This is a genomic window from Methanosarcina sediminis (assembly GCF_052056915.1).
Classification (GTDB): Archaea; Halobacteriota; Methanosarcinia; order Methanosarcinales; family Methanosarcinaceae; genus MTP4.
In genome coordinates this window covers 3,176,504-3,200,977 of the sequence record NZ_CP195119.1, presented here as the reverse complement: position 1 = coordinate 3,200,977, position 24,474 = coordinate 3,176,504, and the positions used below count along the sequence as shown (strand labels likewise).

General features: G+C 41.0%; 18 protein-coding genes and 2 pseudogenes. 12 read left to right on the top strand and 8 right to left on the bottom strand.

Features of this window, described 5'->3' with window-relative positions; genetic code table 11:
• A complete protein-coding gene (locus ACSAZK_RS13915; RefSeq protein WP_440954685.1) occupies positions 1-1,056 on the bottom strand; it encodes a peptidoglycan bridge formation glycyltransferase FemA/FemB family protein in 1,056 nt (351 codons plus the stop codon).
• Positions 1,013-1,927: a polysaccharide deacetylase family protein gene (locus ACSAZK_RS13910; protein ID WP_440954684.1), complete on the bottom strand. Its 915-nt coding sequence runs from the start codon at positions 1,925-1,927 to the stop codon at positions 1,013-1,015. Before ACSAZK_RS13910 ends, ACSAZK_RS13915 begins: the two co-directional genes overlap by 44 nt.
• Before the next feature lie 248 nt (positions 1,928-2,175).
• Between ACSAZK_RS13910 and ACSAZK_RS13905 the strand changes: the two genes are divergently transcribed.
• From ACSAZK_RS13905 to ACSAZK_RS13870, 8 genes and pseudogenes are all read left to right on the top strand, one after another.
• Entirely contained in the window at positions 2,176-2,865 is a 690-nt protein-coding gene (locus ACSAZK_RS13905; protein ID WP_440954683.1) for a DUF4956 domain-containing protein, read from the top strand.
• Between the two features lie 6 nt (positions 2,866-2,871).
• Positions 2,872-5,592, top strand: a complete 2,721-nt coding sequence (locus ACSAZK_RS13900) for a glycosyl hydrolase family 28-related protein (RefSeq protein WP_440954682.1) — start codon at positions 2,872-2,874, stop codon at positions 5,590-5,592.
• The gene (locus ACSAZK_RS13895) at positions 5,592-6,302 is read left to right on the top strand and encodes a VTC domain-containing protein (protein WP_440954681.1); all 711 of its coding nucleotides are present in this window, start codon (positions 5,592-5,594) and stop codon (positions 6,300-6,302) included. The genes ACSAZK_RS13900 and ACSAZK_RS13895 overlap by 1 nt, the downstream gene beginning before the upstream one ends.
• Positions 6,303-6,385: 83 nt before the next feature.
• Positions 6,386-6,811 (top strand): annotated as a pseudogene (locus ACSAZK_RS13890) (transposase); the annotation flags it as partial.
• 253 nt (positions 6,812-7,064) lie between these two features.
• Positions 7,065-7,326: pseudogene (locus ACSAZK_RS13885) on the top strand (IS1634 family transposase); the annotation flags it as partial.
• A 330-nt stretch (positions 7,327-7,656) separates the two neighbouring features.
• Complete coding sequence (locus ACSAZK_RS13880) at positions 7,657-7,908, top strand: hypothetical protein (RefSeq protein ID WP_440954680.1); 252 nt, start codon at positions 7,657-7,659, stop codon at positions 7,906-7,908.
• Between the two features lie 8 nt (positions 7,909-7,916).
• Positions 7,917-10,901, top strand: a complete 2,985-nt coding sequence (locus tag ACSAZK_RS13875) for a right-handed parallel beta-helix repeat-containing protein (RefSeq protein WP_440957027.1) — start codon at positions 7,917-7,919, stop codon at positions 10,899-10,901.
• 575 nt (positions 10,902-11,476) lie between these two features.
• Complete coding sequence (locus tag ACSAZK_RS13870) at positions 11,477-12,745, top strand: PGF-pre-PGF domain-containing protein (protein WP_440954679.1); 1,269 nt, start codon at positions 11,477-11,479, stop codon at positions 12,743-12,745.
• A 78-nt stretch (positions 12,746-12,823) separates the two neighbouring features.
• On the opposite strand, the gene ACSAZK_RS13865 is transcribed toward ACSAZK_RS13870, so the two are convergent.
• Positions 12,824-13,813, bottom strand: a complete 990-nt coding sequence (locus tag ACSAZK_RS13865) for a UDP-N-acetylglucosamine-1-phosphate transferase (protein ID WP_440954678.1) — start codon at positions 13,811-13,813, stop codon at positions 12,824-12,826.
• 393 nt (positions 13,814-14,206) lie between these two features.
• Between ACSAZK_RS13865 and ACSAZK_RS13860 the strand changes: the two genes are divergently transcribed.
• Positions 14,207-14,710 (top strand): VanZ family protein, encoded by a 504-nt coding sequence (locus ACSAZK_RS13860; RefSeq protein WP_440954677.1) that lies wholly within the window; start codon positions 14,207-14,209, stop codon positions 14,708-14,710.
• Between the two features lie 177 nt (positions 14,711-14,887).
• Here ACSAZK_RS13860 and ACSAZK_RS13855 read toward each other — a convergent pair whose 3' ends face one another.
• Both ACSAZK_RS13855 and iorA read right to left on the bottom strand, forming a co-directional pair.
• A complete protein-coding gene (locus tag ACSAZK_RS13855) occupies positions 14,888-15,529 on the bottom strand; it encodes an indolepyruvate oxidoreductase subunit beta (RefSeq protein WP_440954676.1) in 642 nt (213 codons plus the stop codon).
• Complete coding sequence (gene iorA / locus ACSAZK_RS13850) at positions 15,526-17,358, bottom strand: indolepyruvate ferredoxin oxidoreductase subunit alpha (protein ID WP_440954675.1); 1,833 nt, start codon at positions 17,356-17,358, stop codon at positions 15,526-15,528. The genes ACSAZK_RS13855 and iorA overlap by 4 nt, the downstream gene beginning before the upstream one ends.
• Before the next feature lie 524 nt (positions 17,359-17,882).
• Between iorA and ACSAZK_RS13845 the strand changes: the two genes are divergently transcribed.
• Positions 17,883-18,218 (top strand): toxin-antitoxin system TumE family protein, encoded by a 336-nt coding sequence (locus tag ACSAZK_RS13845; protein ID WP_440954674.1) that lies wholly within the window; start codon positions 17,883-17,885, stop codon positions 18,216-18,218.
• Positions 18,219-18,228: 10 nt separating this feature from the next.
• The gene (locus tag ACSAZK_RS13840; protein ID WP_440954673.1) at positions 18,229-18,582 is read left to right on the top strand and encodes an HVO_A0114 family putative DNA-binding protein; all 354 of its coding nucleotides are present in this window, start codon (positions 18,229-18,231) and stop codon (positions 18,580-18,582) included.
• Between the two features lie 152 nt (positions 18,583-18,734).
• On the opposite strand, the gene ACSAZK_RS13835 is transcribed toward ACSAZK_RS13840, so the two are convergent.
• Positions 18,735-19,544 (bottom strand): nucleotide-binding protein, encoded by an 810-nt coding sequence (locus tag ACSAZK_RS13835; RefSeq protein WP_440954672.1) that lies wholly within the window; start codon positions 19,542-19,544, stop codon positions 18,735-18,737.
• A gap of 302 nt (positions 19,545-19,846) precedes the next feature.
• Here ACSAZK_RS13835 and ACSAZK_RS13830 point away from each other — a divergent pair, with 302 nt between their 5' ends.
• On the top strand, positions 19,847-21,058 hold the full coding sequence (locus ACSAZK_RS13830; RefSeq protein ID WP_440954671.1) for a mechanosensitive ion channel family protein: 1,212 nt from the start codon (positions 19,847-19,849) through the stop codon (positions 21,056-21,058).
• Positions 21,059-22,503: 1,445 nt separating this feature from the next.
• On the opposite strand, the gene pyrF is transcribed toward ACSAZK_RS13830, so the two are convergent.
• Both pyrF and ACSAZK_RS13820 read right to left on the bottom strand, forming a co-directional pair.
• Positions 22,504-23,169 carry an orotidine-5'-phosphate decarboxylase gene (gene pyrF, locus ACSAZK_RS13825; RefSeq protein ID WP_440954670.1) on the bottom strand — a complete coding sequence of 222 codons (666 nt, stop codon included), beginning with the start codon at positions 23,167-23,169 and terminating at the stop codon, positions 22,504-22,506.
• 25 nt (positions 23,170-23,194) lie between these two features.
• The gene (locus ACSAZK_RS13820; RefSeq protein ID WP_440954669.1) at positions 23,195-24,148 is read right to left on the bottom strand and encodes a deoxyhypusine synthase; all 954 of its coding nucleotides are present in this window, start codon (positions 24,146-24,148) and stop codon (positions 23,195-23,197) included.
• Between the last annotated feature and the right edge of the window lie 326 nt (positions 24,149-24,474).

Below are 24,474 nucleotides of genomic sequence, written 5' to 3'. Positions count from 1 at the left end.
TTAAGGAAAATTTTTCCTTAATTCCGGACCAAATGTTTTTGTTATTGAAAGCGGAATTTTTCTCCAACAAATTGCGAATATTTTACGTTTTGTATTTGATTTGCTGACATCCGGCAATTTTGTAGCTTTGTTTAAATAATATTGATAATAAAGTTGCTGTGGAATGACGCCGCCCCACCCATTTTTGAAATTAAAAGTACCTGAATCTTTTTCACTACGCCCAAAGTCAATACAAGAGAAATTATTTTCGGATCCATACTTTATTAATTCCCATGTTAGGAGACTATTCGGATTATATTCTTTATATTTTGTATCTGATGCTGCCCATGCAGAAATGATCCTATCTTTGAAAATAAGTATAAATTTTGTACCTATAATTTCATTTCCAATTTTTGCAATTTCTATGTTTGCACTATTGGGGAATTCTTTCAATATGTTGTAAAAAAAAGTATAGCTGTGAATTGGGCTGCCCAATTCTTTGTTCCTTTTGGCATACAACATATAAAAATCATCAAGGTATTCGGCACCAATTGAAACTTTGACTCCATAATTAATTGCTTTTTTTGTTGAACGCCTAGCTCCTTTCCTCGTTTTTTTCCATAGGCTGTCTATGCCTTCATCCAATGGTATGAAAAAAGTTATATAGTTATATTTCGTCAATAAATTAGGCTTTTTGATAAATTGCTTTAACTCCAAATAATCCAATTTGCGTTCCCTTGTTATTTCTATTGCTTTATTGAGAAGCATGTTTTCTATAGATTCATCGTCTGCACATGATCCTCCACAATGAGAGAAGGGTAAAGAAACAAGTTTATTTCTGACTAAAAACAAAGGTAGAATCCCTTTTATAATGCCATCTTGCTTTGCAATTAAATAATGTGGCTTATGGCCGTATGATTTGTTAATTACATTTTTCCAACCAATTTGATGATAAAAAGTCGACTGATCTGAGTTAAAGATGTAACTTTCGTATCCCTCCTCATCCCCCCTTTGAAGTTCAGAAATTTCCAAATTAATCACCAACTCCCTTGTTTTTATATTCTTTTTCGTAATCACTTGCACTTACAAACTCAAAACCATATTCTGCTGCGCATTTCAAAACATTATCTAATAATTCCAATGATTTTACTCCCAAATTTTTTGATTTAAGTTGATATTTTATCATATCCCTCATATAATATTTGGATATATTTCTATTCTCTTTTGTTAAATTTGTTTTGTTCTTATAATCTAAACATTCGTGTGGATGAAATACGAAAACTGATGGTTTTTCTATTTTTTTTGATTCATAAAATAATTGTTTTTGTAGCAGTTTAAATAAAAAAGGACTTCTTCTCATTGTATTGCCACTGTATGAAAATAACGATGCTGATATTGGAATCTCTAAAATTTTTGAATTCCCTTTTTTTGATAAAGATTCATATGATAAAAAATATGGTTTTCGATGAGCAAACAACCATTTTGTTTTTAGTTCTCTTCTGGATCCAAATATAAATGGTCCATCAAATCTTTGGGAGCACATCGAGCTATCTGATGTAAATCCACATTGCTCGAGTATTCTGACAGTATCCTCGTTCATCCTTAAAGAAGGTGCTCTAAAAGAGCAGATATTTCCAGATATTGATTCAATTACTTTCTTTGCTTTTTTTAATTCATTCTTTTGTTCCTCATAACTCAGGGTATCAAGATATTTACTTTCTGAGTGACTGTGGCTATGGCATCCTATTTCATGTCCATGAGACTTAACTAATTCAACTGCTTCTGGAACAGTTTCAGCCATTATTCCTGTAAAATAAAAAGTGCTTTTTACATCGTAATGTGCATAAAGGTCAAGCAAACTCTTAATCCCAACATTATAGATTTCATTTGCAATGTTCAAGTCGATTCCTTTATTTGGAATTGAAAAGCATTCCACATCATTAGTCATAAGGAAATGCATAAATTAACCCCTATTCATCTGTTATTTAAAATATATTACTATATAATACTTTTCAAAAAAGTCTCTTTTATGGTAGGGATCTCAAATTAGAACATCGATTTCCAGAGCTAATTTGAGATCTTTTGTTGGAAATATCGAATAAAACAGTAAAAAATATATAAAGCCTACAATTATGAAGTGAGAAAGTGTTTATTTTCGTTTCAAAGTAATCTACAAAATCATTTTGAGGAATAAGTTTGCAAACAAACATGCCTACATTTGAGGAGTTTTTATCAACTCAGAGTTATCAGGTACCTGTTGGGGGATTCATAGTCAACTTAGTAATAGTTGCTATCTTAACATTAATTTTAGGAAAAGTATATATCCATTATGGCACGGCTCTTTCCAATAGAAGGATGTTTGCAAAAAACTTTGTAATTATTTCAATGACAACTATGTTCATAATCACAGTAGTTAAGTCATCACTGGCCCTTTCTCTAGGTCTTGTAGGTGCATTGTCTATTGTAAGATTCAGAACTGCAATTAAAGAACCTGAAGAACTTGCATTTCTTTTCCTTAACATTGCAATAGGCTTAGGTCTTGGTGCAGATCAAAGAACTATTACGATCGTTGCTACTTTGGCGATACTCACTATAATAATTTTGAGGAAAAAATATATTTATGACCCGAAATTCGATCAAAATCTGTATTTGACAATTTTAAGCCAGTCCCCAAATAAAATAGAACTGAGTCAAATAGTATCAAGTTTGAATAAATATTGCATATCTGTGAATTTGAAGAGGTTTGATGAGACAAATGATATGTTGGAGTCAACTTTTTTGGTGAAGTTTGAAAATTTTGAACAAATAGAATTATTCAAAAATGAGTTGAATAAACTTTCTAAATCAATAAAAATCACTTTCCTTGATCATCAGAGTACGTATTAAACAAGGATGGTAGAATCCGGCGGGCTTAAGATGCAAATAAAAAAGAATGATGACCAAGGACTTAGGATAATTTCCAAGTTGCATATATATACATCCAGCAAAAAAATTTATTTTGTATTTATTTTATTAGTATTCCTTGCAGGTTCTCTTAGTGGAATGGAGATTTCAGGTTTTTTCGGAACACTTGACGAGCCATCGCCGTATACTGAAGAGATGGCTACAAAAATACTACACGCTGTCGGTTTGGATCCCAGTGAAGTAAAGATTGTGCTATCTAACATTTTACATGAAAATTATAGACTTCCAGTAAATTATGTAAATGGACTCGCATCCAGTTCTGAAAAGATAACAATTGATATAAAGAACAATGATTTCCAGAAGCTGGCATACAAAAGAGAAGTCGCACTGGCTGAAGGGGTTCTCATATCATCAGATGATGATTATGTGCCTGCAAAGATACATTATAATGATCAGACAGTCGATGTAAAATTAAGGCTTAAAGGTGATTGGACAGATCATTTAATAGGAGATAAATGGTCTTATCGAATCGAAGTTAAAGGTGATGACACTCTTTTTGGAATGAAGATATTTTCCATTCAAGATCCGAAGACACGGAACTACCTTAATGAGTGGGTGTTCCAGCAAGCTCTTCGAAGAGAAGAAATTATTGCTCCCCGATATTCTTTCATTGACGTTACGATCAATGGGAAACATGAGGGTATTTTTGCTTTAGAAGAGCATTTCGATAAACGAATTATTGAACATAGTAATTATAGAGAAGGTCCGATAGTTCGTTTCAATGAAGCCATATTTTGGGAAAATGTTTTGAAAGGTACTGAGGTCAGTGATGGAGAAATCTACTTTTCAAGTGATATCGATGCTTTTCAATCAAGCAAAATTATGGAAGACCCTGTGAAATTTGAACAATTCATAAAAGCAAAAGATTTACTTGAGTCTTTCAGAAATGGAAATTTGAAAACAAGTGAAGTTTTTGATATTGAAAAACTTGCTAGATTCTTTGCGATTTCGGATTTGATGGGAGCTACACACGGTACAAGATGGCATAATTGCAGATATTATTATAATCCAATCACATCCAAATTAGAACCAATAGGTTTTGATAGTGGCGCGGGATTTTTTAATGGCTTATCCTGTATGGATGATTCCCTATATTATGACCAATATAAAAAAACACTTTTTGAAGATGCAGCATTTTTCGAAAAATACGTGCAGGAACTTGAGCGTGTCTCACAAAAAGTATATCTGGATGATTTATTTAACGAGCAGGGTAATGAATTACAGAAAAATTTAAATATAATTCACAGAGATAATCCTTTTTATTATTTCCCAAAAGATGTTTTCTATAAAAACCAGCTCCAAATTGACAGTATACTTAATCCGGTAAAAGGTTTGAATGCCTATTTCGACAAGAATACAGCAAATGGGACAATTGTCCTTGATGTAGGTAACATACAATCAATGCCTCTTGAAATTTTAAGTGTCACCTGCAATGGATCAACAGTCTTTGGTCCCAAAGAAAAAACAAATATTCTATGGGGAAAGTCAACTTCTGAACCAATTCAGTATCAAAAAATTGAATTTATACTCCCAGATGGCTTTATATGGTCTGATCAATGCGCTCAGGACTTAAAATTGAATTACAAAATCCTTGGACACAGCCTTTTAAGAAATGAATCCGTGTTTCAATGGTCTCGTATATCAGAAGACTTCTCAACTATTGACTTGATCCGGCAGGTTCCAAACGCAGAAGAATTTGAGTTTTTGGTTATTGATGAGACCAAAAAAACAATGATCCTAAATTCAGGGGCATGGGAATTAAACCGCAGTTTGATCATACCTGAAGGTTATGTAGTTCAATGCTGGGCTCACCAGCCTACAAAACTGGACTTAAGAAACAATGCTACAATCATTTCATACTCTCCTATTCAGCTCTTTGGGGATGCGAACAATCCGATTATTATCACATCTTCTGATTCGACAGGAAAAGGGATTGTTGTATTAAACGCTGATGAGAAATCAGTCTTAAGTAAAGTGGTTTTCAGCAACCTTTCAGCTCCTTCCCATGCTGGTTGGGAACTTAGTGGAGCAATCACATTTTATAACTCTGATGTGGATATTGATCGCTGCCAGTTCTTGGATAATAAATTTGGGGATGATATGTTGGATCTTGTGAGATCTGAGTATACGATCAAGAATACCCTATTCAAAAATACATTCGCAGACGCTCTTGATGATGACTTTGGAAAGGGTACCATATATGATTCCTCCTTTATTAATTGTGGAAATGATGCACTAGATTTCTCAGGAGCCCATTTATATATTTCTAGATGTTTTGTAAATGGTACGGGTGATAAAGGAGTGAGTGCAGGGGAATCAAGTCAATTAACAATTGACCAGATAGAAATAAACAACTGTGATGTTGCGATAGCCAGTAAAGACCAATCCTCTGTGAACTTGAATGACGTGAAAATCTCTTCATGCAACCTTGGATTTGTTGCCTATCAGAAAAAACCCGAGTTTGGACCGGCAAGAATCTTTGTCTCCTCTGTTGATAATGATAATGTGAAAATCCTTTCTATTATTGAAGTTGATTCAAGTTTAGTGATAGACGGGAATGAAGTTGCCGGGAATTACAAACACGTCTATGACACTTTATATGGCGAATCAGATACCCCTAATTATTCTTATTATTTAAAATTAGTATAATGGGATTAAACATGATACATGAAATGTTGAAGCCTGCAAGCTACAGATACGAACGAAAATCCATAATTAGCGAATTGAGTTTACATGAAGTTGAATCGATTGTCCGGACTCATCCTGCAATGTTTATCGAATGCTACCCCCCACGTTATATAAACAACATTTATCTTGATACATACAGTATGTCTCATTATTTTGATAATATTGATGGATGCAATGAAAGATTAAAAGCCCGCATCAGGTGGTATGGAGAGATATTCGGATTCATCGAAAATCCAGTTTTAGAATTTAAAGTTAAAAAAGGTCTTTTAGGGGGAAAGGTCAGTTTCCCTCTTAACTCATTTTGTCTTGACTATAATTATTCTTTCAGCTTACAGAAAGAAATCTTTGCAATGTCAGAGATCCCTGATTTGATAGTTGAATATCTTAAGTCATTGAAATTTGCGATTCTAAACCGCTATTGTAGAAAATATTTTGAGTCTCCAGATCATAAGTTTAGAATTACAATCGATTCCGATCTGGAGTTTTACAGGCTGGACCCCTCTAATAATTCATTTAACGAAAAAATGCTTGATTATAGAAATTGTGTCCTAGAATTTAAATATTTGGACACAGATGATGATTTTGCTGAATCGATTTTCAATAATTTTCCTTTTAGGCTTACCAAAAGTTCAAAGTATGCAGAAGGAGTTGGACGAGTGTTACAATACTAAGAGCCTATCCGAAAAGTGTTGCGATATACTGTAATATTTACAATAGGCGGTATGCAAAACGGGAACAGATTCCGAACGTTTAGACCGAATTAACCGAAAGAAGAACTAGGAAGGATTTTGCACAATTCGTTAAGACAACCATCGAAGAGTATTCGGAAGCTGAAACTATCCGTTTGATCACTGATAATCTTAACACTCACAAAGAAAAATCATTTGATGAAGCTTTTGGAAAAGAAGAAGAAATTCTAAAAAATGTAGAATACCATTACACGCCAAAACATGCAAGTTGGCTCAATGCTGCGGAAATCGAGATCAATGCAGTGGATATCGAGTGTACTGGCAAAAGAATCGGTGACATGGAGACATTGGCTCATGAAGTAGATGGATGGACTAATAGAAGAAACTACCATAAAAAGAAAATGAAAGGAGACAAACTTTTGAATGCAAGTCTTTCAACGATATCCTCTCAGGATAAGAAACTTACAGACGCTCAACTTCACCAGAAATGAGAAACTATTGACTGGCATCATGTAGAAGAGAGTGTTAAAAAGTTGCAAACCAGGCTTGCTACAGACATATTCCTCTAAAACTACAAATGAATCCATTTCTTGATCCGGATTACTTCCAAGAACATCGAAACAAATTAAGTTTCCGGAAAGGTAATTCCATTTGAAAAAAGACTCCTGCCTGATACAGAATCGCTCTTTCTTATTCGACGACTAACACAAGGTACAAGCATTATTTAATATTAAGACATCCTCTCAAAGAATTGAATCTCTTTCAATGGTAATGGTCTTAACTCTGATGGTTTACTAGGTAGCGAAATGGAAGATGAGAGAAAAGCTAAAAGAAACAGGGGAAACAGTGCCTGACCAAGTAAAGAAACAAACTCAAAAGCCCAGATTGAAATGGGTTTTCACACTTATAAAAGAATTACAGAAGTAAAAATAGAAGTGGACTCAAAAGTAGTAACTCAAATGCCAACATGGATGAAGTTAAAGTCAAGATAATAACCCTACTTTGACAGAAGCATACAATTTGTAATGTATAAATGGGCTGGTTGCTTTTGTTTTTGACAAACAGATACACATTATATATTGTGTTTGTAAATTCCTTGCTACTTTGTACATTTCTAAATATATGCCTTGACACAGTGTGTTTTTTTAATCATATACTGTATTAATTACCAGAATCTGTCAAATTTGGGTAATAATGATGATGGGGAAAATTGTGAAAAATACTACTTTTGAGTAGAGACCTGCGGAAAGTGGGATTACGATTAAGCTACAAATTTACGATTAACATATGATTAGACTAAAACAATTATATGTACTTTCAAAAAAAATTAATGTTTATGTACTTTGAACTTGGTAATAATACAGGCTTTAAAGAGTGGAAAAATAAGGAAAAGAAGTCACAAGATGTGAGACAAAGCAAACTGTCATTGACGCAAACTAAATCAAAGGAAATGATAACTACGTTTTCATTAAGAAAAACAGGTGAGACACTCCAATATAGTGAATATGATAGCTATAATATTCACCTGATCTTGCTCTGTACTATTGTCAATTTGTCAAGATTTGGCAAGAAAAACAAGTGGAGTTGAGAACTGTGATGAGACTTCGACCGATTTTCATGTTATTAATAATGACTGCTCTGGCGATGGATTGCGCTTCAGCTGTGACAATTTCAGATATTGAAGTGAAACCCCTTGCATATTCAGCTCATATCTATTTTGACACAGACATAAACACGGATTGTTATGTAGAATATTCTACTAATTCTGATATGAGTGACAGTTTCAACACGTCGTGGAATAATAACAGTCACTCCCATGATATATTTCTATGGGACAACTATAAATATTTCCTAGATGAGTCGACTAGATACTACTATAAAATATGGGCTTATAACAGTTCAAACTGCGCAGATTACATCAACTCAAGTATAAAAACTTTTGAAACAATAGAAGCAGTAACAGAATATACTGTCCCTGATGAAGGTTCGGTTCAGGATGGGATTTTTAATATAAGTCATGATGGTGGTACTCTGAAGCTAGCAGCCAATGGACATTATGAAGCAGAAGAGTATCCATTTGGCAATTACATACTAACGCAATCGTATATATCCCCATACTTTAGGACAAAAAACCTTAACATAGTTGGTCAAAATGCAACTATTGACATGAGGGGACACACATACGGATTTTTTGGGGATTTTCTTGATGGGTACGTCTACAATTTCACAATACAGGACGTTAATATACATAATGCAAGCCAGTACGGGATTTACATATACAACGGAATCCAATTGACAATTGACGATCTGGACATATACGATTGTGGAAGTTCTGGCATATATGCAAGATATGCTCAAGGTTCAAACATCATTATAACTAATTGTACTATATACGAATGTGGTAATTGGGGCATTGATGTAAACGGCGATCAAGATATTGTAGTAGCACACAATACGATATACAATAATTCCTTTTACGGTGGTATAAACTACAATTATGCTAGTAATGTAGAAGTTTATAATAATACAATATACGATTGTAATTACGAAGGCCCAGATCTTGAGGGAGATATAATTCAAGGTCGTGCAACTAATGGTGCTGGAACAAATGTTTCAATTTACAATAACAACGCCACGAACTGTGGCAGAGGATTGAGAGTAGCAAATGGAGCAACTGGTGTAGAGATATACAACAACGTAGTTTCAATGTGTGGATACAATACGCTTGACATATATCCTAACACGATTGTAGACATACATGATAATATTTTTAATAATGGAGCAACAGCATCAATTTATCCTGCACTAACATCTGTTCATCACATCCATAGAAACATATTCAACAATGTTACTTTGAAAATTGATGGTGATATTTTAAAGAGGTGGGTATCACATAACAGCACAATATACGAAAATGTTTTCGATGGCAAAGGACTCTTAGTTTCTTATTCCGAGGGAATAGCAATCAGAAATAACATTTTCAAAAATGGTGCATATGTACAAACCTCAAATAACCCAGATAAACCAAACAATCATCTGAAACTAAACAATAATGTTTTTTACAACTCACCCCATGCGCTGATAATTAGTGAAGCGTATCTTAGTAATAGCGAAGTGAAAAACAATATCTTCATGAATATATCTGATTGGATAATAGATGCAGGAAATTTCAATAACGTAACCGTATGCTACAACTGTGTATGGAATTGCGATGAGAACACACTGTTCAAAATGTCAGATTTCAATCGAATTAACCAAAACCCATTATTAATGGACACCGCGAACGGCGATTTCCATCTATATAGTGATTCCCCTTGTATTGATGCTGGAGATCCAAATGATGACTATTCTAAAGAACCAGAGCCCAATGGTGGGCGAATTGACATAGGTTGTTATGGAAATACTATTGAACCATCTGTAAAAACAATACCATACACGATATCAAATACAGTAGTGTCTATATTACCTTCATCAAGCCATATTAACACAGGAGATGTTTTTACCATAAACATATCAATTAATCCAACATTACCTATCACCGGTGCTCAATTTGACATAATATCTAATAGCTCAATGGTAACCATAAACAGCATAATTGAAGGAAACCTCCTCAACCAGAACGGAGCTGAAACCTTCTTCAACAACGGAACCATCAACAACAGCGCCGGAACAGTTACAGAGGTCTACGGCTCAATCCTTGGTGCATCAAATGTTTCTTCGCTAGGTGTGATGGCGACCATCACCATGACTGCAGGAAACAGCACAGGCATAGCAGAACTCAACCTGTCCAATGTAATTGTTAGTGACAGCGATTCAAAAGCTACACCAATTAGCATTAGCAATGCGAACGTGCTTATCGATACCGCACCAGTCCTGAATTCGATAGGTCCTAAATCGGTTAGTGAAACGAACTCACTGAACTTTGCGGTGGATGCCAGCGATGCGGACGGCGACAGCCTGACTTATTCAGCCACAGGCCTTCCGGAAGGGGCAAACTTTGATCCTGCATCGGGAGTGTTTACCTGGACTCCAGCCAGGGGACAGGCGGGTGTTTATACTACCATCTTTGAAGTAAGTGACGGGTACCTCAGCGATTCCGAAGATGTCTCAATAACCGTGAGTCCGGCAAATAATGTTCCGGTGATTGATTCTTTTGAACCGGCAAATGGAGCAAGCTTCAACGAAAAAGATAAAATCAACATTCTGGTAAATGCATTAGATCTGGACGGGCAGTTACTGAGCTACATCATCAAGATCAATGGGGTAACTTGCAGTACTGAGCCTACTTATATCTGGAAGACCGACTACTCGAGCAGTGGGGAGCATACTGTAGAAGTAACGGTAAGCGATGGAGTCGATCAGGTAACAGAGCAGCACACCGTCTACATCAATGACTACCATCCCGAATGGGACGTCAACAAAGACTGGAAAGTGGATATCCTGGATCTGGCCAATGTTTCCCAGAAATACGGAACCACTACAACTGAGCCTTATCCGAGATGGGATGTAACTCAGGATGGAGAAGTCAATATCCAGGACTTGAGTGTTGTTGGATACCACTTCGGAGAAACAATAGAGTGAAAAGACGCGACGCAGGTTAAGGAGAACCTGCGTCAGAATTATTTTTTTTGCGCAGATATCACTTATTGAGATATTGTTACTCTTTTTGAAATTCATCATATTTTGACATATTGGCATATTTTTAACACATTGTTATTTTAATTATATTTATATGGGAAAACTGTATAAAAAAAGTTACTTATACTTTGTAAGGCTAATAAAAGGGAGGGAATGGTAATAGCAAAAAGGGGTTACCGGATTAATTTGAGCAATATTAGCTCTATCCATGAATAAATTCTGTTCAGGAATAATTCTGTTCATGAGAAATTATGTCCAAGAGTACTGGAAGTTTTCAGGAAAAAGCTTCAAAATACATCCTACACCCTGAACTTTCAAATAATCACTATTTCCGATTGGTAGATCCGGATATTTTCATGAATGCAGCCTTATTCGACCCTTTTCCTTCAGCATAAAAATACCAGCGTCAGACAAAATAAATTTATAATAAAATGTGTGAAATAAAGGTATATGTATATTAAGACGTTTATAACAGATGTAAAACGAATTGGTTTGAATAGCGAGTGGGGGTAACTCGAATGTACGGGAAGAGCCTGCAGAACAATACATTACGCCTGAGTCTGATTATACTGATATTTGTCTCTTTGAGCACCATATTCACTGGTACTGCTCTGGCAGAGACAATCGTAAGCATATCGCCGGAAACGCAATCTGTTGAAGAGAACCAGGATTTCATCCTGAGTATATATATCGAACCCGACGCACCTATATCCGGAGCTCAGTTTAACCTCATTTTCGATGAATCCCTGGTCAATGTCAGGGAAATCCGGGAAGGAGACCTGTTTAAGCAGAAAGGAACCACTATGTTTAGCCAGGGTACCATTGACAACTCACAGGGCACTGTTACAGGCGTTTACGGCCTCGTCCTGGGCAAGAATATGGTGACAGCACCCGGGACCTTTGCAACAGTCTATCTCAGTTCGACAGACAGCTCAGGGATATGCAAATTACAGCTTTCAAATGTAGTGGTAAGCAACTCAAACGGTTGCTCAATGCCGGTAACAGCCATAAGCGGTACTGTAAAGGTAGGAGATGTTTCGACATCCCCTGCTGAAACAATATCAGGAGGAGGTAGTGGCGGAGGCGGAGGAGCCGGTTCTCCCGAGCCCTCAGAGAATGTCAAGCTAAAAGAGCTTTCCCAGTGCTTCATAACCAATGGGGTCCGGGCCAGATATATGTTTAGAGGGGACATCAATGACATAAGGTATGTGGAATTCGACCCCAAAAGAAGCTTTGGGAAGACTACAGCAATCATCGAGATGCTCAAAGGAAAATCCGCACTGACCTCTGGGGAACCGGAAGGACAGGTATACCAGCATATGAATATCTGGATCGGAACGGACGGGATTTCAAACCCCGAAAATATTGAAAATGGAGCTGTGGGCTTTAGAGTTGAAAGAGTCTGGGCCGATGAAAATGAAATTGACCTTACCTCCATCAACCTGAACCATTTCAGCAATGGAAAGTGGGACGTGCTTGAGACCTGCCAGACCGGCGAAGATGACCTCTACCTGTACTTTGAAGCCAGAACGCCAGGTTTTTCCCCGTTTGCGATAACCGGGCAAAGCTCAGGGACTGTGCAGAGCACGAAAAGTATAGCTCAGGATTCAAATGATATGCAGGGTTCAAACGATGCCCTGAGGTCAGAAGCTACTTCAAAAGCAACTCAAAGTCCTGAGAGGGAAAAAGAGGCACCGGCAGGTAAAAAAGACTACACCGCAATAATCTATGTTGCAGTGGGAATAATCCTGTTCTTGCCCATACTCATGATATTCAAAAGAAGCTGATGGTGATTGCGCTTTTTTCGGCGAATCATCATTCATTTATTTTGAAGGTAATTTGCAACCTTCCGTTACGACCTTCCATTAAAGTCTTCCCGGGATTAGAATACCTATAGCACAAAAAACCGCTGTAAGCAAAAACATCGCATAAGTTGCCTGATTCTCAGTTACATTATAGTAGTAAGGCAGGACCCATTTCAAAGTAAGCGGGTTGGGGACTTCCAGAATACCATCTCCCCGGTCCTTTCCAAACTTGGCGGGAGGGTATTTTTTAAGTTTCCAGTACACATACATCAAAAAATTTACCGTGTGTGGAATAAGCATTATAAACCCGCTTATCAAAAATCCCTGTATGACTATGATAGCGCCTATGGTAGCCCCTATTACCAGGGAACCCACATTTCCCCAGAATATTTTAGACGGGTAGTGGTCATAGATATAATAACCGATCAGAGCCCCGGTCAAAGCGACTACTGTCACTATATTTTCGACGTCGTTTAGTAGTAGGGATTTAATGATTAGGGAACACAATAAAATTACGGATAAGCCGGATGCAAGGCCGTTATATCCGGAGTGCATGTTCACGAGGTTTGACGCAACAAGTACGTATGTGGGAACTATAAACTGAAGCGAGAGGACCCCGAGAGAAATAGCCCAATCCCCGGAATATAAAACCAGAGGATGAGGTACATACTGGATAAGCGGATAGGTGCAGTAATACATAATTATGAGTTTGGACAGGCGCCCTATGTTTATCATATCATCCAGGATCCCGAAAAGCCCGAAAAGTACGATAATCACCAGGATAACATAGTTTTGGGTTGTGAACTTAAAAAAGAGAGAATTTAAGGATATCGAAAGTAACGCTATGAGTAGGATTATAAGCCCGCCTGAGGTTGGCACCATTGTTGGCTTTTTCTTGTAGTAGTCTTTGACTACGAAATTATTTTCCTTCAGCCTATTAATGAAATAAGGCATAGTCACTGCTGTAACTAAGAAGGGAAACAAAAAATTACTCAAGAGTTCAATTACTCCGATCCTGTAGTTAAGAAGGAAATCAATTAAAATGACCACATCCGGTTCCCATTTTTTACATTAGTTCCAATTTTTGTGTTTGATTCGTATTATTTATTATTTAGAATGGCGTAAAATTACCAGGTGAAAACTCGTTACTATTTTTACCATGTATAATTCAAGAGTTTTACGCCATAGTCATTGAAATCAATCGATGTCAAGGCTACACATGATAATAATATCCAGTAAGCTATCGTAAAAACATATATAAAAATCTTATTAAATATAACGAGCTTGCCTTTTGATTGACAAGGCTGCCAAAAATGAGAATGACCGAAGTGAATTAATATCTAAGATTTATCCATAAATAATCAATCAGTTAATAAATAATCAAAGAACTTAAACATATCAAATAGATTTAAATAAGCACCTTTCATAAATATCCCAGGTAAAATGTCAAAAATAAAAAAAACCAGTATTTTTACTTTAGTCGCAGTTTCATACGCAGTCCTGATTTTCTACTTATCAGTCACTTCAGACCTGGGAGACCTGAAACACTTCCTGGTAATGACCCTGGGTTACAAAACAAGAGACGCCCTGGTCGAAAACAACCTTTCTTTTATCAAGGATTTTTTGCTTGAAACCTTGAGGTATGTCACGGGTCTGTCCATAGACCCGGCTCATCTCGCCGTGTACTTCGTATTCGGGGTTTTACTGTACCTTGCATTTTCGAATTCCAAAAACCCATCATTGGTAAAATACCCGGCAATTTGCTCCATAGGCACGGGCACAGCGTATGGCATCCTTAACGAAATAATTCAAATGTATCTCCCCTTCCGTGTAGCAAGCATGGCAGATGTTATATCGAACTTTATCGGGCTTGCAATCGCCCAGGTTCTTGCAATAGTTTTTGTCCTGGGATTAAAAGGAATTTCCAAAGGTAGAGATACCCAATAATAAAAATTTATGTTTAAGACAAAGCGACAAATTAATTATTAGATTTCAAAAAGCAATCCAAAAAAAGAAAAAAGAGATGCTGTGAATTAAAAAATTCAACAGCGTGTTATAGTTAGAGACTCAAACAAAGTAAGTTTCAGAAAAATCACTAAGTTTTAATGTCTTTAAAACTCAGTATTAACTTTCCTGAACCTTCTCCCTTCCCAGCTCAAACGCCTTCACGTTAATCTCAACCGTCTTAGGAGGCACAAGCGCCTTCACACTTTCCAGTAGGACCTCTTTTGAAATCGGAAGGTAGCTTGAAACCGCGCCCACCATAACCACATTCATGGCAAGCCTGTTTCCGGCTTCTGCGGCAAGGTCATCCGCGTTGAAGGCTTTCACGGCATATTTCCCGGAGAGGGTTTCCAGAATCTTCGAGACCTCAGGGTATGAAGCCTGACCGGAAGTTACGGTTACCGGAATCACAGCTTCGGTGTTTACGATCACGACTCCGCCGTCCTTCAAAAAGTCCAGGTACCTGATAGCTTCCATGGGCTCCAGGGCAAGCATCAGGTCCGCGCCTTTCTCAGGGATCATGGACCCGAGATCGGCTCCTATCCGGATATGGTTGACGACCGAGCCCCCGCGCTGGGCCATGCCGTGAGTTTCAGCGGCACGGATCGGAAGGCCTGCTATAACTGCAGCTTTTCCGATGATGTCCGAGGCAAGGATTGCACCCTGGCCGCCTACTCCGGTAATCAGGAGGTCGAAACTCTGTTTCGGGTTTTCAGCCTCACCGGCATTTGCCTCACTTCCAATAATTGCACTTTCGCTCATTTCTTCACCTCCCCGATTGCATCGAACTTGCATATCTGGGCACAGACCCCGCACCCGCTGCAAAGAGCAGTAATTACCGCGACCTTCTTTTCCTCGTCAAACTCGATTGCAGGGCAGCCGAACTTCACGCACTGCTTGCAACCTTCACACTTCTCAGGGTCAACCACATAGGGGACACGTCGGATTCCTGCCCTCTTTGCGGAGATCACGCAGGGCTGCTTTGCTATTACCACAGCAGTACCTTTGAATTCCTTTGCGGCCTTGAAGGCCTCCTGGATCTCTGCAGGGTCATAGGGGTCGGCAACGGTCACAAGCCCGGCTCCCATAGCCTTGCAGAGTTCGGCAAGGGAGACTTCCACGGTCGGTTCTCCGGTTGCGGTAAAGCCCATGCCCGGGTTTGGCTGGTGCCCTGTCATACCGGTTATGCGATTGTCCAGGATGGTGACCGTGATGTCAGCTTTATTGTAGATGGCGTTCAGGAGCGAGTTCATGCCGGTATGGAAAAAAGTCGAGTCCCCGATGGAGCAGCAGATCGGCCGCTTCTCGCCTGCATGGTAAAGCCCGGACGCTATGCTGATGCTTGAACCCATACAGAGGGTGGTTTCGACCGTCCCGCTCTGGATGCCCAGGGTGTAGCAGCCGATGTCACTTGGGTAAACCGCGTCCTTCCCAAAGACCTTCTTCATGGAGTAGAAAGTTGCCCTGTGGGAACAGCCGGCACAGAGGGCAGGCGGGCGGGGGGCAAGCTCGAGAGCTTCAGGCTCATTCCCAGCGGCAGCACCAGCAGCAGCTTCGGAATCAGGTTCTTCGGGAAGGTCAAAGACTTTCCCGAGAGCTTTCAGGAAACTGCTTATATTCAATTCTCCTTCCCGCGAGACAAAGCCGTTCATTTTCCCGAGGATAGAAACCGGAAGCCCGGCATCCTGTGCGATCATCTTGACCTGTTCTTCCACAATCGGTTCCAGTTCCTCAAATACGAGCACGGCGTCAACGGTTTCAAGAAGCTCCCTGATCAGCTTCTTCGGGATTGGGTATGCACCGATCTTCAGGAAGGAAGCTTCAACCCCGAGTTCTTCAAGGGCTTCTTTTGCATAGACCGAAGCAATGCCTGCCCCGATTACCCCGAACTTCGCACCCGGGTTCAGCTCCAAGGAATTCCAGGGGGATTCAGCCAGGGCATCTTCCATGGCCTGCTGGATCGAAAGGACGTGGGTGTGGCGAGGCCGGGCGTTCTTCGGGAGCATGACCCAGCGGTCAAGCAGCTTTTCGAAATTAGCGGGCGGTTTGTCGGTCGGGATATCCCCGAGTTCGATGTCGGACTTCCCGTGGGAGATCCGGGTCGTCGGCCGGAAGATCACGGGCATCTCGAACTTTTCCGAAAATTCAAAGGCATAGGGGATCATGTCCTTGGCTTCCTGGGGAGTGGACGGGTCAAAACAGGGCACAAGGGCAAACTGGGCGTAGCGCCGGGTGTCCTGCTCGTTCTGGGAGGAGTGGCAGGAAGGGTCGTCAGCCACAATAGCGATCAGCCCGCCCTTTGTCCCGGCGTAGGCAAGGGTCATGAAGGGGTCGGCTGCCACGTTCAGCCCCACATGTTTCATGGTAACCACCGAGCGCACCCCGGCCCAGGCGGCTCCCACAGCCACTTCCATTGCCACCTTTTCGTTCACGGACCATTCGATATAATAGTCCCGGTCCTTTCGGGCTGCAAGGGTATCGATGATCTCCGAGGAAGGAGTCCCCGGATAGCCTGAAGCCACCTGTACGCCTCCTTCAAGAAGGCCCCGGGCAATTGCCACGTTTCCAAGCATGTACTCGCGTGTCGTCATAATAAGTCTCCAATGAATGATGAGAAGAATTTAGTCTAGTAGCGTATTCACAAAGTTAATTAAAGAGTTTTTGAAAACATCCGTAACCGGACAGGCATAAACTTTGCACTATTCAAAATAACACGATCAATAATATACTTTCGGATAATAGAGAAGGAAATTCCCCATTAGGAGATCAGATTCAGGACAAGGGTTTCTCAAATGAGCTCGTTTCAAAAAAACAGAGTAGCGTGAATACCGTATCCCATCGAGCTTGTCCGCTCGGAGAGCGGCTTGCCCTTAAAAAAATTTAAAAATATGCATAAATTGCAGAAAAGCAAAAATGTGGATGAAATTCTCCAAATAGAAAACACAAAAAATAGTTCATAAAGCGCCTTTTGCGTCAGGTAAAAGCCAACAACGGCATTTTATTCTGCAAGCTTTTTTTAGAAATTTTGATAACCCCTATATGCTCAAACCATATAGTTATATATTGAGATGGCTCATAAAGCAAATATGGAAACAGCATACAGGTGTTTGAAACTTTGGACTCCAGAACACTGGTGAAAGAAACCAGAGTATTGGCGGAAGATGAACTCATCGATATCTCCATCACAAGAGTTAAAGAATCACCGCAAATCCCCCACGGAATAAAATATAGCTTCAACTATAGAGTGAAATCGGAATCTTCCGGATGGGAAACAGTCATAAGGGTTGATAATGCCCATGTGATAAAAGGGCATAAAAGAAGAGACCACAAACACCTATTTGACAAACAGCCAGTTGAATTCGAATTCATATCCTTGAAGCACATCTATGAAGAACTTCTCAGTATGATAGAACAAAACAGGGGGCTTATAGACGAAATTAAAAGACATTAAAATCAAGGTCATGTCCGATGAAGCCTATGGAAATCATCTCAACCAGCTTTTTGAGGACATCAGGGCAGGCAAAACAACTGAAAAACAAAAGCCAAAAATTATAGCCCGCACCCCGGATGACGTATCGAAGATCCTCACAAATGAACGCATCCGCCTGCTTCAGGTAATCCGGGAAAAGAAACCCGAATCCATCAGTGAGCTTGCTCGCCTCCTGAACCGCAGCCAGTCCAATGTTTCAAACGATGTAAACTATCTGGAAGGAATCGGGCTGCTGGAATTTGAAGAGAAAAAAGACCCCGTACTGCATAAGAAACCGGTGGTCAATTATGACGCGGTTCGGATAACGGTGGACCTGAGCTGCTGAGTAGCAATAATAGTTAACCTGGTCCAGCCGGGCTGATGCCCGGAAATGCGACCCCTGCTAAGTGAAAGCGTCACAAAAAAGAGCTACCTGATAAAATTAAAATGCACTGATTCACAGGCCTTACCTATGAATCAGTTATTCTCCAGAAACTCTTAGTTATTCTCCAGAAATTCCTCAAGCTTTACAATTTCGTCCAGCTCAATTTCGAATTCTTCCCCTTTCAGGGACGCCTTGAAAAGCCCCCTGTCCGCAGGAATTACCGCGGCAACTTTGGAAGAATCAACGGCTTCCAGAAGCTCGGCTTTAATATCTTCCTCGACCTTGTTCAGCACAAAGAAAACCCTGTTTCCGGCCTGGTCCCCGAGTTCCTCAAACTTTCGGGACAATTTCAGGGATTCGTAGGAAGGGTCAACCACGACAAGGATTGTATCAAAGTCTTTGGCAACGCCCCGCCCGAAATGTTCGACCCCGGCTTCCGTGTCCACGATCACGATATCGTCCTCAGAGAGGTCAAGGTTTTCCAGGAACTCCCGGGTAAGGACACCCATGGGGCAGGCACAGCCTTCCCCGAACTCATGGATCTTGCCAATTGCCATGAGCCTGATTTTTCCGGATTCTTCCACGAACTCCGAAGGGATATCGGAAAGTTTCCACCTTTCTTCGAAAAAGCGGGACTGCTGTTGCTGAGGAGCACTCCCCGGGCCACCCGAGCTGCCCGGCCCGCCAAGCCCGCCGATTGCGGAGGTCTTCGGAGCTCTTTGCTTCTGCTTGAAACCCTGTTTTCCCCCGAAGTATTCCATCAAGTCTTTTGGAGCTGCCAGTCCGAGCTGGGTGTGCAGCCCATAATTCGACTCGTCCGTATCGAGCACCAGGACGTTTTTCTTTTTTGCCATCTGCTTTGCAAGGAGAGCCGAAACAGTGCTCTTACCACTTCCGCCTTTTCCGCATACTGCTATTTTCATCCAGGATCATCCATTAGAATTGTTTTCAGTACGTTACTCATTGATAAGTTAAAAACCCTGTTTTTCAAGCACCGTAGTTGTAGAAAGATAGTTACCTGATAATAGGCACAACAAAGAGAATTATTCCAGATAGAGCTATTCCGGATAGAAGTATTTCAGATAGAAGTATTTCGGATAGAAATATTCCGGATAGAAGTATTCCGGATAATAGCTATATCAATAAGAACGGATAAACTTTAATGGGGAACTGAATTCGGGTATGCGGCCCGGAAGATAGAGAATCGAGGATAGGAGAGGGGAGAATGATTCTGGAGGATTACCTGGCAAGCTTTATTGCACTGGGAGTTACACTTATTCTCCTTTTTGGGATCGAATACCTGTTTCGCAGGGCAAAAATGGTCACAGGAGATGTGAAACTTGTCCGGCAGCTTATTCAGCTTGCAGTCATGGGCATTGGCCTGGTTTTCATAATCTTCAGCCTCCCGATCCCTTACGCCGACAAAGAATCAATTCTCCAGCTCCTGGGAATCGTTGCCGGGGCTGCGATCGCCCTTTCTTCCACCACCTTCATTGCAAACGCCATGTCCGGAATTATGCTCCGGATTATAAAGCCCTTCAGGATAGGGGACTACATTGAAAGTGAAACCGTCTTCGGGAGAGTCACGGACATCCACATCCTGCATACGGAAGTCCAGTCTATTGACCGGGACCTGGTGACCCTTCCCAACCTCAAACTGGTTTCAAACCCCCTGAAGACCATCCGGACATCGGGCACGATCGTGAGCACCTCGGTTTCGCTTGGCTATGATGTATCCTGGAAAAAAATTGAAAAAAACCTGCTCCTTGCCGCAGAAAAAACCGGCCTTGAAAGCCCTTTTGTCCAGGTCCTCGAACTTGGGGACTTTTCGGTAACCTACAAGGTAGGAGGGCTCCTGAAAGACGTGGAAAACCTCATTTCTGTCCGCTCGGAACTTAAAAAAGACGTGCTCGACACCCTCCACGGAGCCGACATCGAGATCGTTTCCCCCAATTTCATGAACCAGAGAGTGCTCAAAGACCGGAAAGTATTCATCCCCCCGAAAGAAAAGGAAAAATACGAAGCGTCCGAAGCAGCCAAAGCAGCCGAAAAACCGCCTGAAAAAAAGCCCGAAGAAATCATCTTTGACAAAGCGATAGAAGCTGAAATCCTGGACCGGATCGAAAAAGTCCTGGAAAGCCTCGAAAATAAGGAAAACGAACTCGAACAGCAGGTCAACAGCGTCCTTGATGAAAGCCAGAGGGAAGCCCTAAAAGAGAAGCTGAAACTCCTCAAAAACCGGAAAGAAGAAGTAAAAGCCGATTTTGAAACGGTGAAAAAACAAAAAGAAGGAGAGGAAGAAAAAACCGATCCCGAATTATTTTCAAGGCAGGTCCAGAGCCTCAACCTGAAAGCCGATCACCTGGACATCAGGAGGAGAAAGCTCGAAAGAGAGTTGAAAAAGATATTCGAGGAAAAAGAACTGCTCGAAGGATGAAGAACGAAGGATTATTGCCTGAGTGGTTTTTTCGAATACCTCCGAACTCATAAAAAATTAAAACTTCCATCCGAAACCTCAATCCTCAATCCCGCCATGAATGAAGTATAAGTGTGGAGAAAAATCGGGAATAGGTACATATACCTGCACAAAATTTGAGAGCTTGAAAGAACTTGATGAGGATACTCTTTTGCCATTTTCGGTCTGCACCGACTATGAACTAAACATAAGGCGATTTAAATTTACCTTATTTTCATAAAAATAAAGAATATAAAAAAGTCAATAAATTTTATATAATATAGAATTTATTAGGGAAGCAGGGAAGTTAAGATAAACGGAAAAACGAATTTTTCCTATCACATCTAACCCCATACGATTGAGATAAAAACCCTAAAAACGGAAAAACGAAATCTCCCGATCACGCCTAACCCCATAGGATTGTGAGAAAACCCTAAAAACGGAAAAACGGAAAAACAGAAAAACGGAAAAACGAAATCTTCCAATCAAATCTTAGCCCATGAGATTGAGAGAAAAAACGGAAAAACGGAAAAACGAAATCTCCCAATCAAATCTTAGCCCATGAGATTGAGAGAAAAAACGGAAAAACGGAAAAACGAAATCTCCCAATCAAATCTTAGCCCATGAGATTGAGAGAAAAACCTTAAAAACGGAAAAACAGAAAAACGAAATCTCCCAATCAAATCTTAGCCCATGAGATTGAGAGAAAAAACGGAAAAACAGAAAAACGAAATCTCCCAATCAAATCTTAGCCCATGAGATTGAGAGAAAAAACGGAAAAACAGAAAAACGACTCATCCCAATTTGATTTAAGTTACTAAGATTGAGAGAAGAACTGTAATCTCAATCTCTATTTTCCCATAACTCTTCTTTTAGATATTGAGGATCTGGAAAATCAATATTTTCGTGGAGGTCAAGCTCTGAAGAAGCTCAGCCCCCAGTCAGGCTGTTGCCTTATTTCTGAAAGCCTCTGAGAGCCGAGACTTCGGGAGCATGAAGAAAAACATACCCAAAAACTCAAAAAAAGCGAATGTGGGGCAAATATGAAGCCCAGGTTTTTAGAGGGATGCAGCCAGGACAGGCCGGGCAGTTCCTGAAGAAGGTCAAAGGCTCAGGGGCTTTTTCTCTGGATGGATCGGGATTAATCAAAAACGGCCTTCTGAAACTTAGTTGAAGATTAGAGGTTTGAAGTCAAAAGTAGATATTAAAACCTAAAAGTTGAAAATAAATCCCCTCACTGCACAGAATAGTTTTTTAGAGTGCCTCAGAACTCATAGGGTTCATCACGAATCAGAATAATTTTTCATCATAGGCACTCGCTCTTGATATTATCAAGATAATTGATATTTCAGATATTCCGGATTATATATTCGGGCAGGTAATAAAACTCTCAGTCCCAAACCGGAACTTCCCTGCCCGGTAAACTCTCAGTTTCCGCCGTGAAGTTCGGCTTCGATTTCGGCAGCAATCTGTTTTGCGGCTTCGCCGGGGTTTTCGGCTTTGTAGATACTTCTTCCGACGATCACCCAGTCAGCACCTGCTGCGATGACGTCCGAGGCTTTTCCACCCTGAGCCCCGACTCCTGGAGAGATGATTGTGAGTTTGTAGCCGATGACTTTGCGGATTTCCCTGACCCTTTCCGGACGGGTTGCAGGGGCAACGAGTCCGAAAGCGCCGGCTTCGAGAGCCATCTTTGCTATGGGTTCTGCAGCGGCCCGGAGGAACTGGGTCCCACCGGGGTGGCTCATTTCACTTACCACGAAAACATCTTTTTTATATTCGGAAGCGACTTCAATGCAGGCTTCAAGACTGTCTTTTCCGGTAAAGCCCTGGACGATTACGGCCTCGGCACCGGCTTCAAAGACCTGGTCACAGATAAGGCGGTCTGTGTTCGGGATGTCAGCAACCTTGAAATCGGCAATAATGGGTGCGAATTCGGCAAGTTCCCGGACAATTCCAAGCCCTGTGGCGAGCACGAGGGGGTATCCGACTTTAATGGCGTCCACGAATTCCCAGACTTCTTCGGCAATTCGGAGGGCATCTTCCCTGTTAGTCACATCAAGGGCAAGAATAAGGCGGGTCTTTTTTTCCATTGGATCACCTCAAAATCATTCCATGTTATTCAGAAAGCCGCGTCCGGACTGCCGCGACCATAAGTGGGAGAGTAATAGTTGCATCTGCATAAACGGTTACAGAACGGGCTTTTTCCCCGACTTTTCCCCAGGACTGGGCTTCGTCCAGAGTAGCCCCGCTAAGGCCACCGGTTTCGGGCCGGTCCATTGTAAGCTGGATGGCGTAGTCAAAAGACCTGGGGGTCACAAGCATGGACTGGAGGATGTAGTTCTTGGGCACACCTCCCCCGATCAGGAGAGCCCCGGCACTTTCGGCTTCATAGCAGATATCCATGAACTCGTGCATGTCCGCAAAAGCGTCCACGGTAAAGGAGGAGTTTCCTTCCTTGTGCAACCAGGCCTGCAGCCCGATCACCGAGTCCTGGAGCGCAGGGCAGTAGACGGGTACACCCATCTCTGCGGCGGTTTTCAGGATTGAGGAGTCGTCATCCAGGTTCTTTCCGATTTCCGTAAGAACCTGCCGGATCGAGAGCTTTTCCTGCGGGAGCCCGGCATAGACATCCTGCAAAAATTCCTCAAGGTCCGTGAAGTGCCCGTCAGGCAGGTAGACGTCGTAGATCCGGTCAATGCACTCATTCCGGAGCTGGATGTCGTTCACGTGCTCATTACCCTTGTAGTGGTGCAGGCCCAGAGCCTCAACCGTGTCATGCACCATGTTGGCACCGGTGGTGACCAGGACGTCAATATGCCCGTCCCTGATAAGGTCAGCGACGACCTGCCTCATGCCCGCGGGAGTCATGGCTCCTGCAAGCCCGAAAAACTTTGTAGTTTTTTCCGAAGCCAGCATCTCAGAATAGATATCGACAGCCTCGGCAAGTCTACCAGCCCCAAAAGCACAGCCGGCATATTCATTCACAAGCTCGTCCACGCCCATACCAGGGACTATTTTTGCGCCTTTGATAGGAGTTGAAAGTTTATTACAGGAAGTCTCAGAGTCCATTTATTTCCCTCAGAAAGTTGAAAAGTGTCAGGATAATCACCATAGTAAACAAAGTATCTATAGATTGTACATACAGGAAATTTATATTCTGGATGAGTTACATAGTAGATGGGTTATACTGTATAATATATTCAATATTCCTTCATCTTCCTGATTCTAGGTTGAATACGTAAGTGCTTGATAAACCTTACCTTTTGAAAAAATCAGGAAAGGTAGGAGAAGAGATAACAGGAGAAAAATATCCATAAGGCATAGTTTGTATTCAAAAAAATAGGGTATTGGATCATGCAGGAAGACAGAGATGGCGATGATGCGGGAAAATAGGG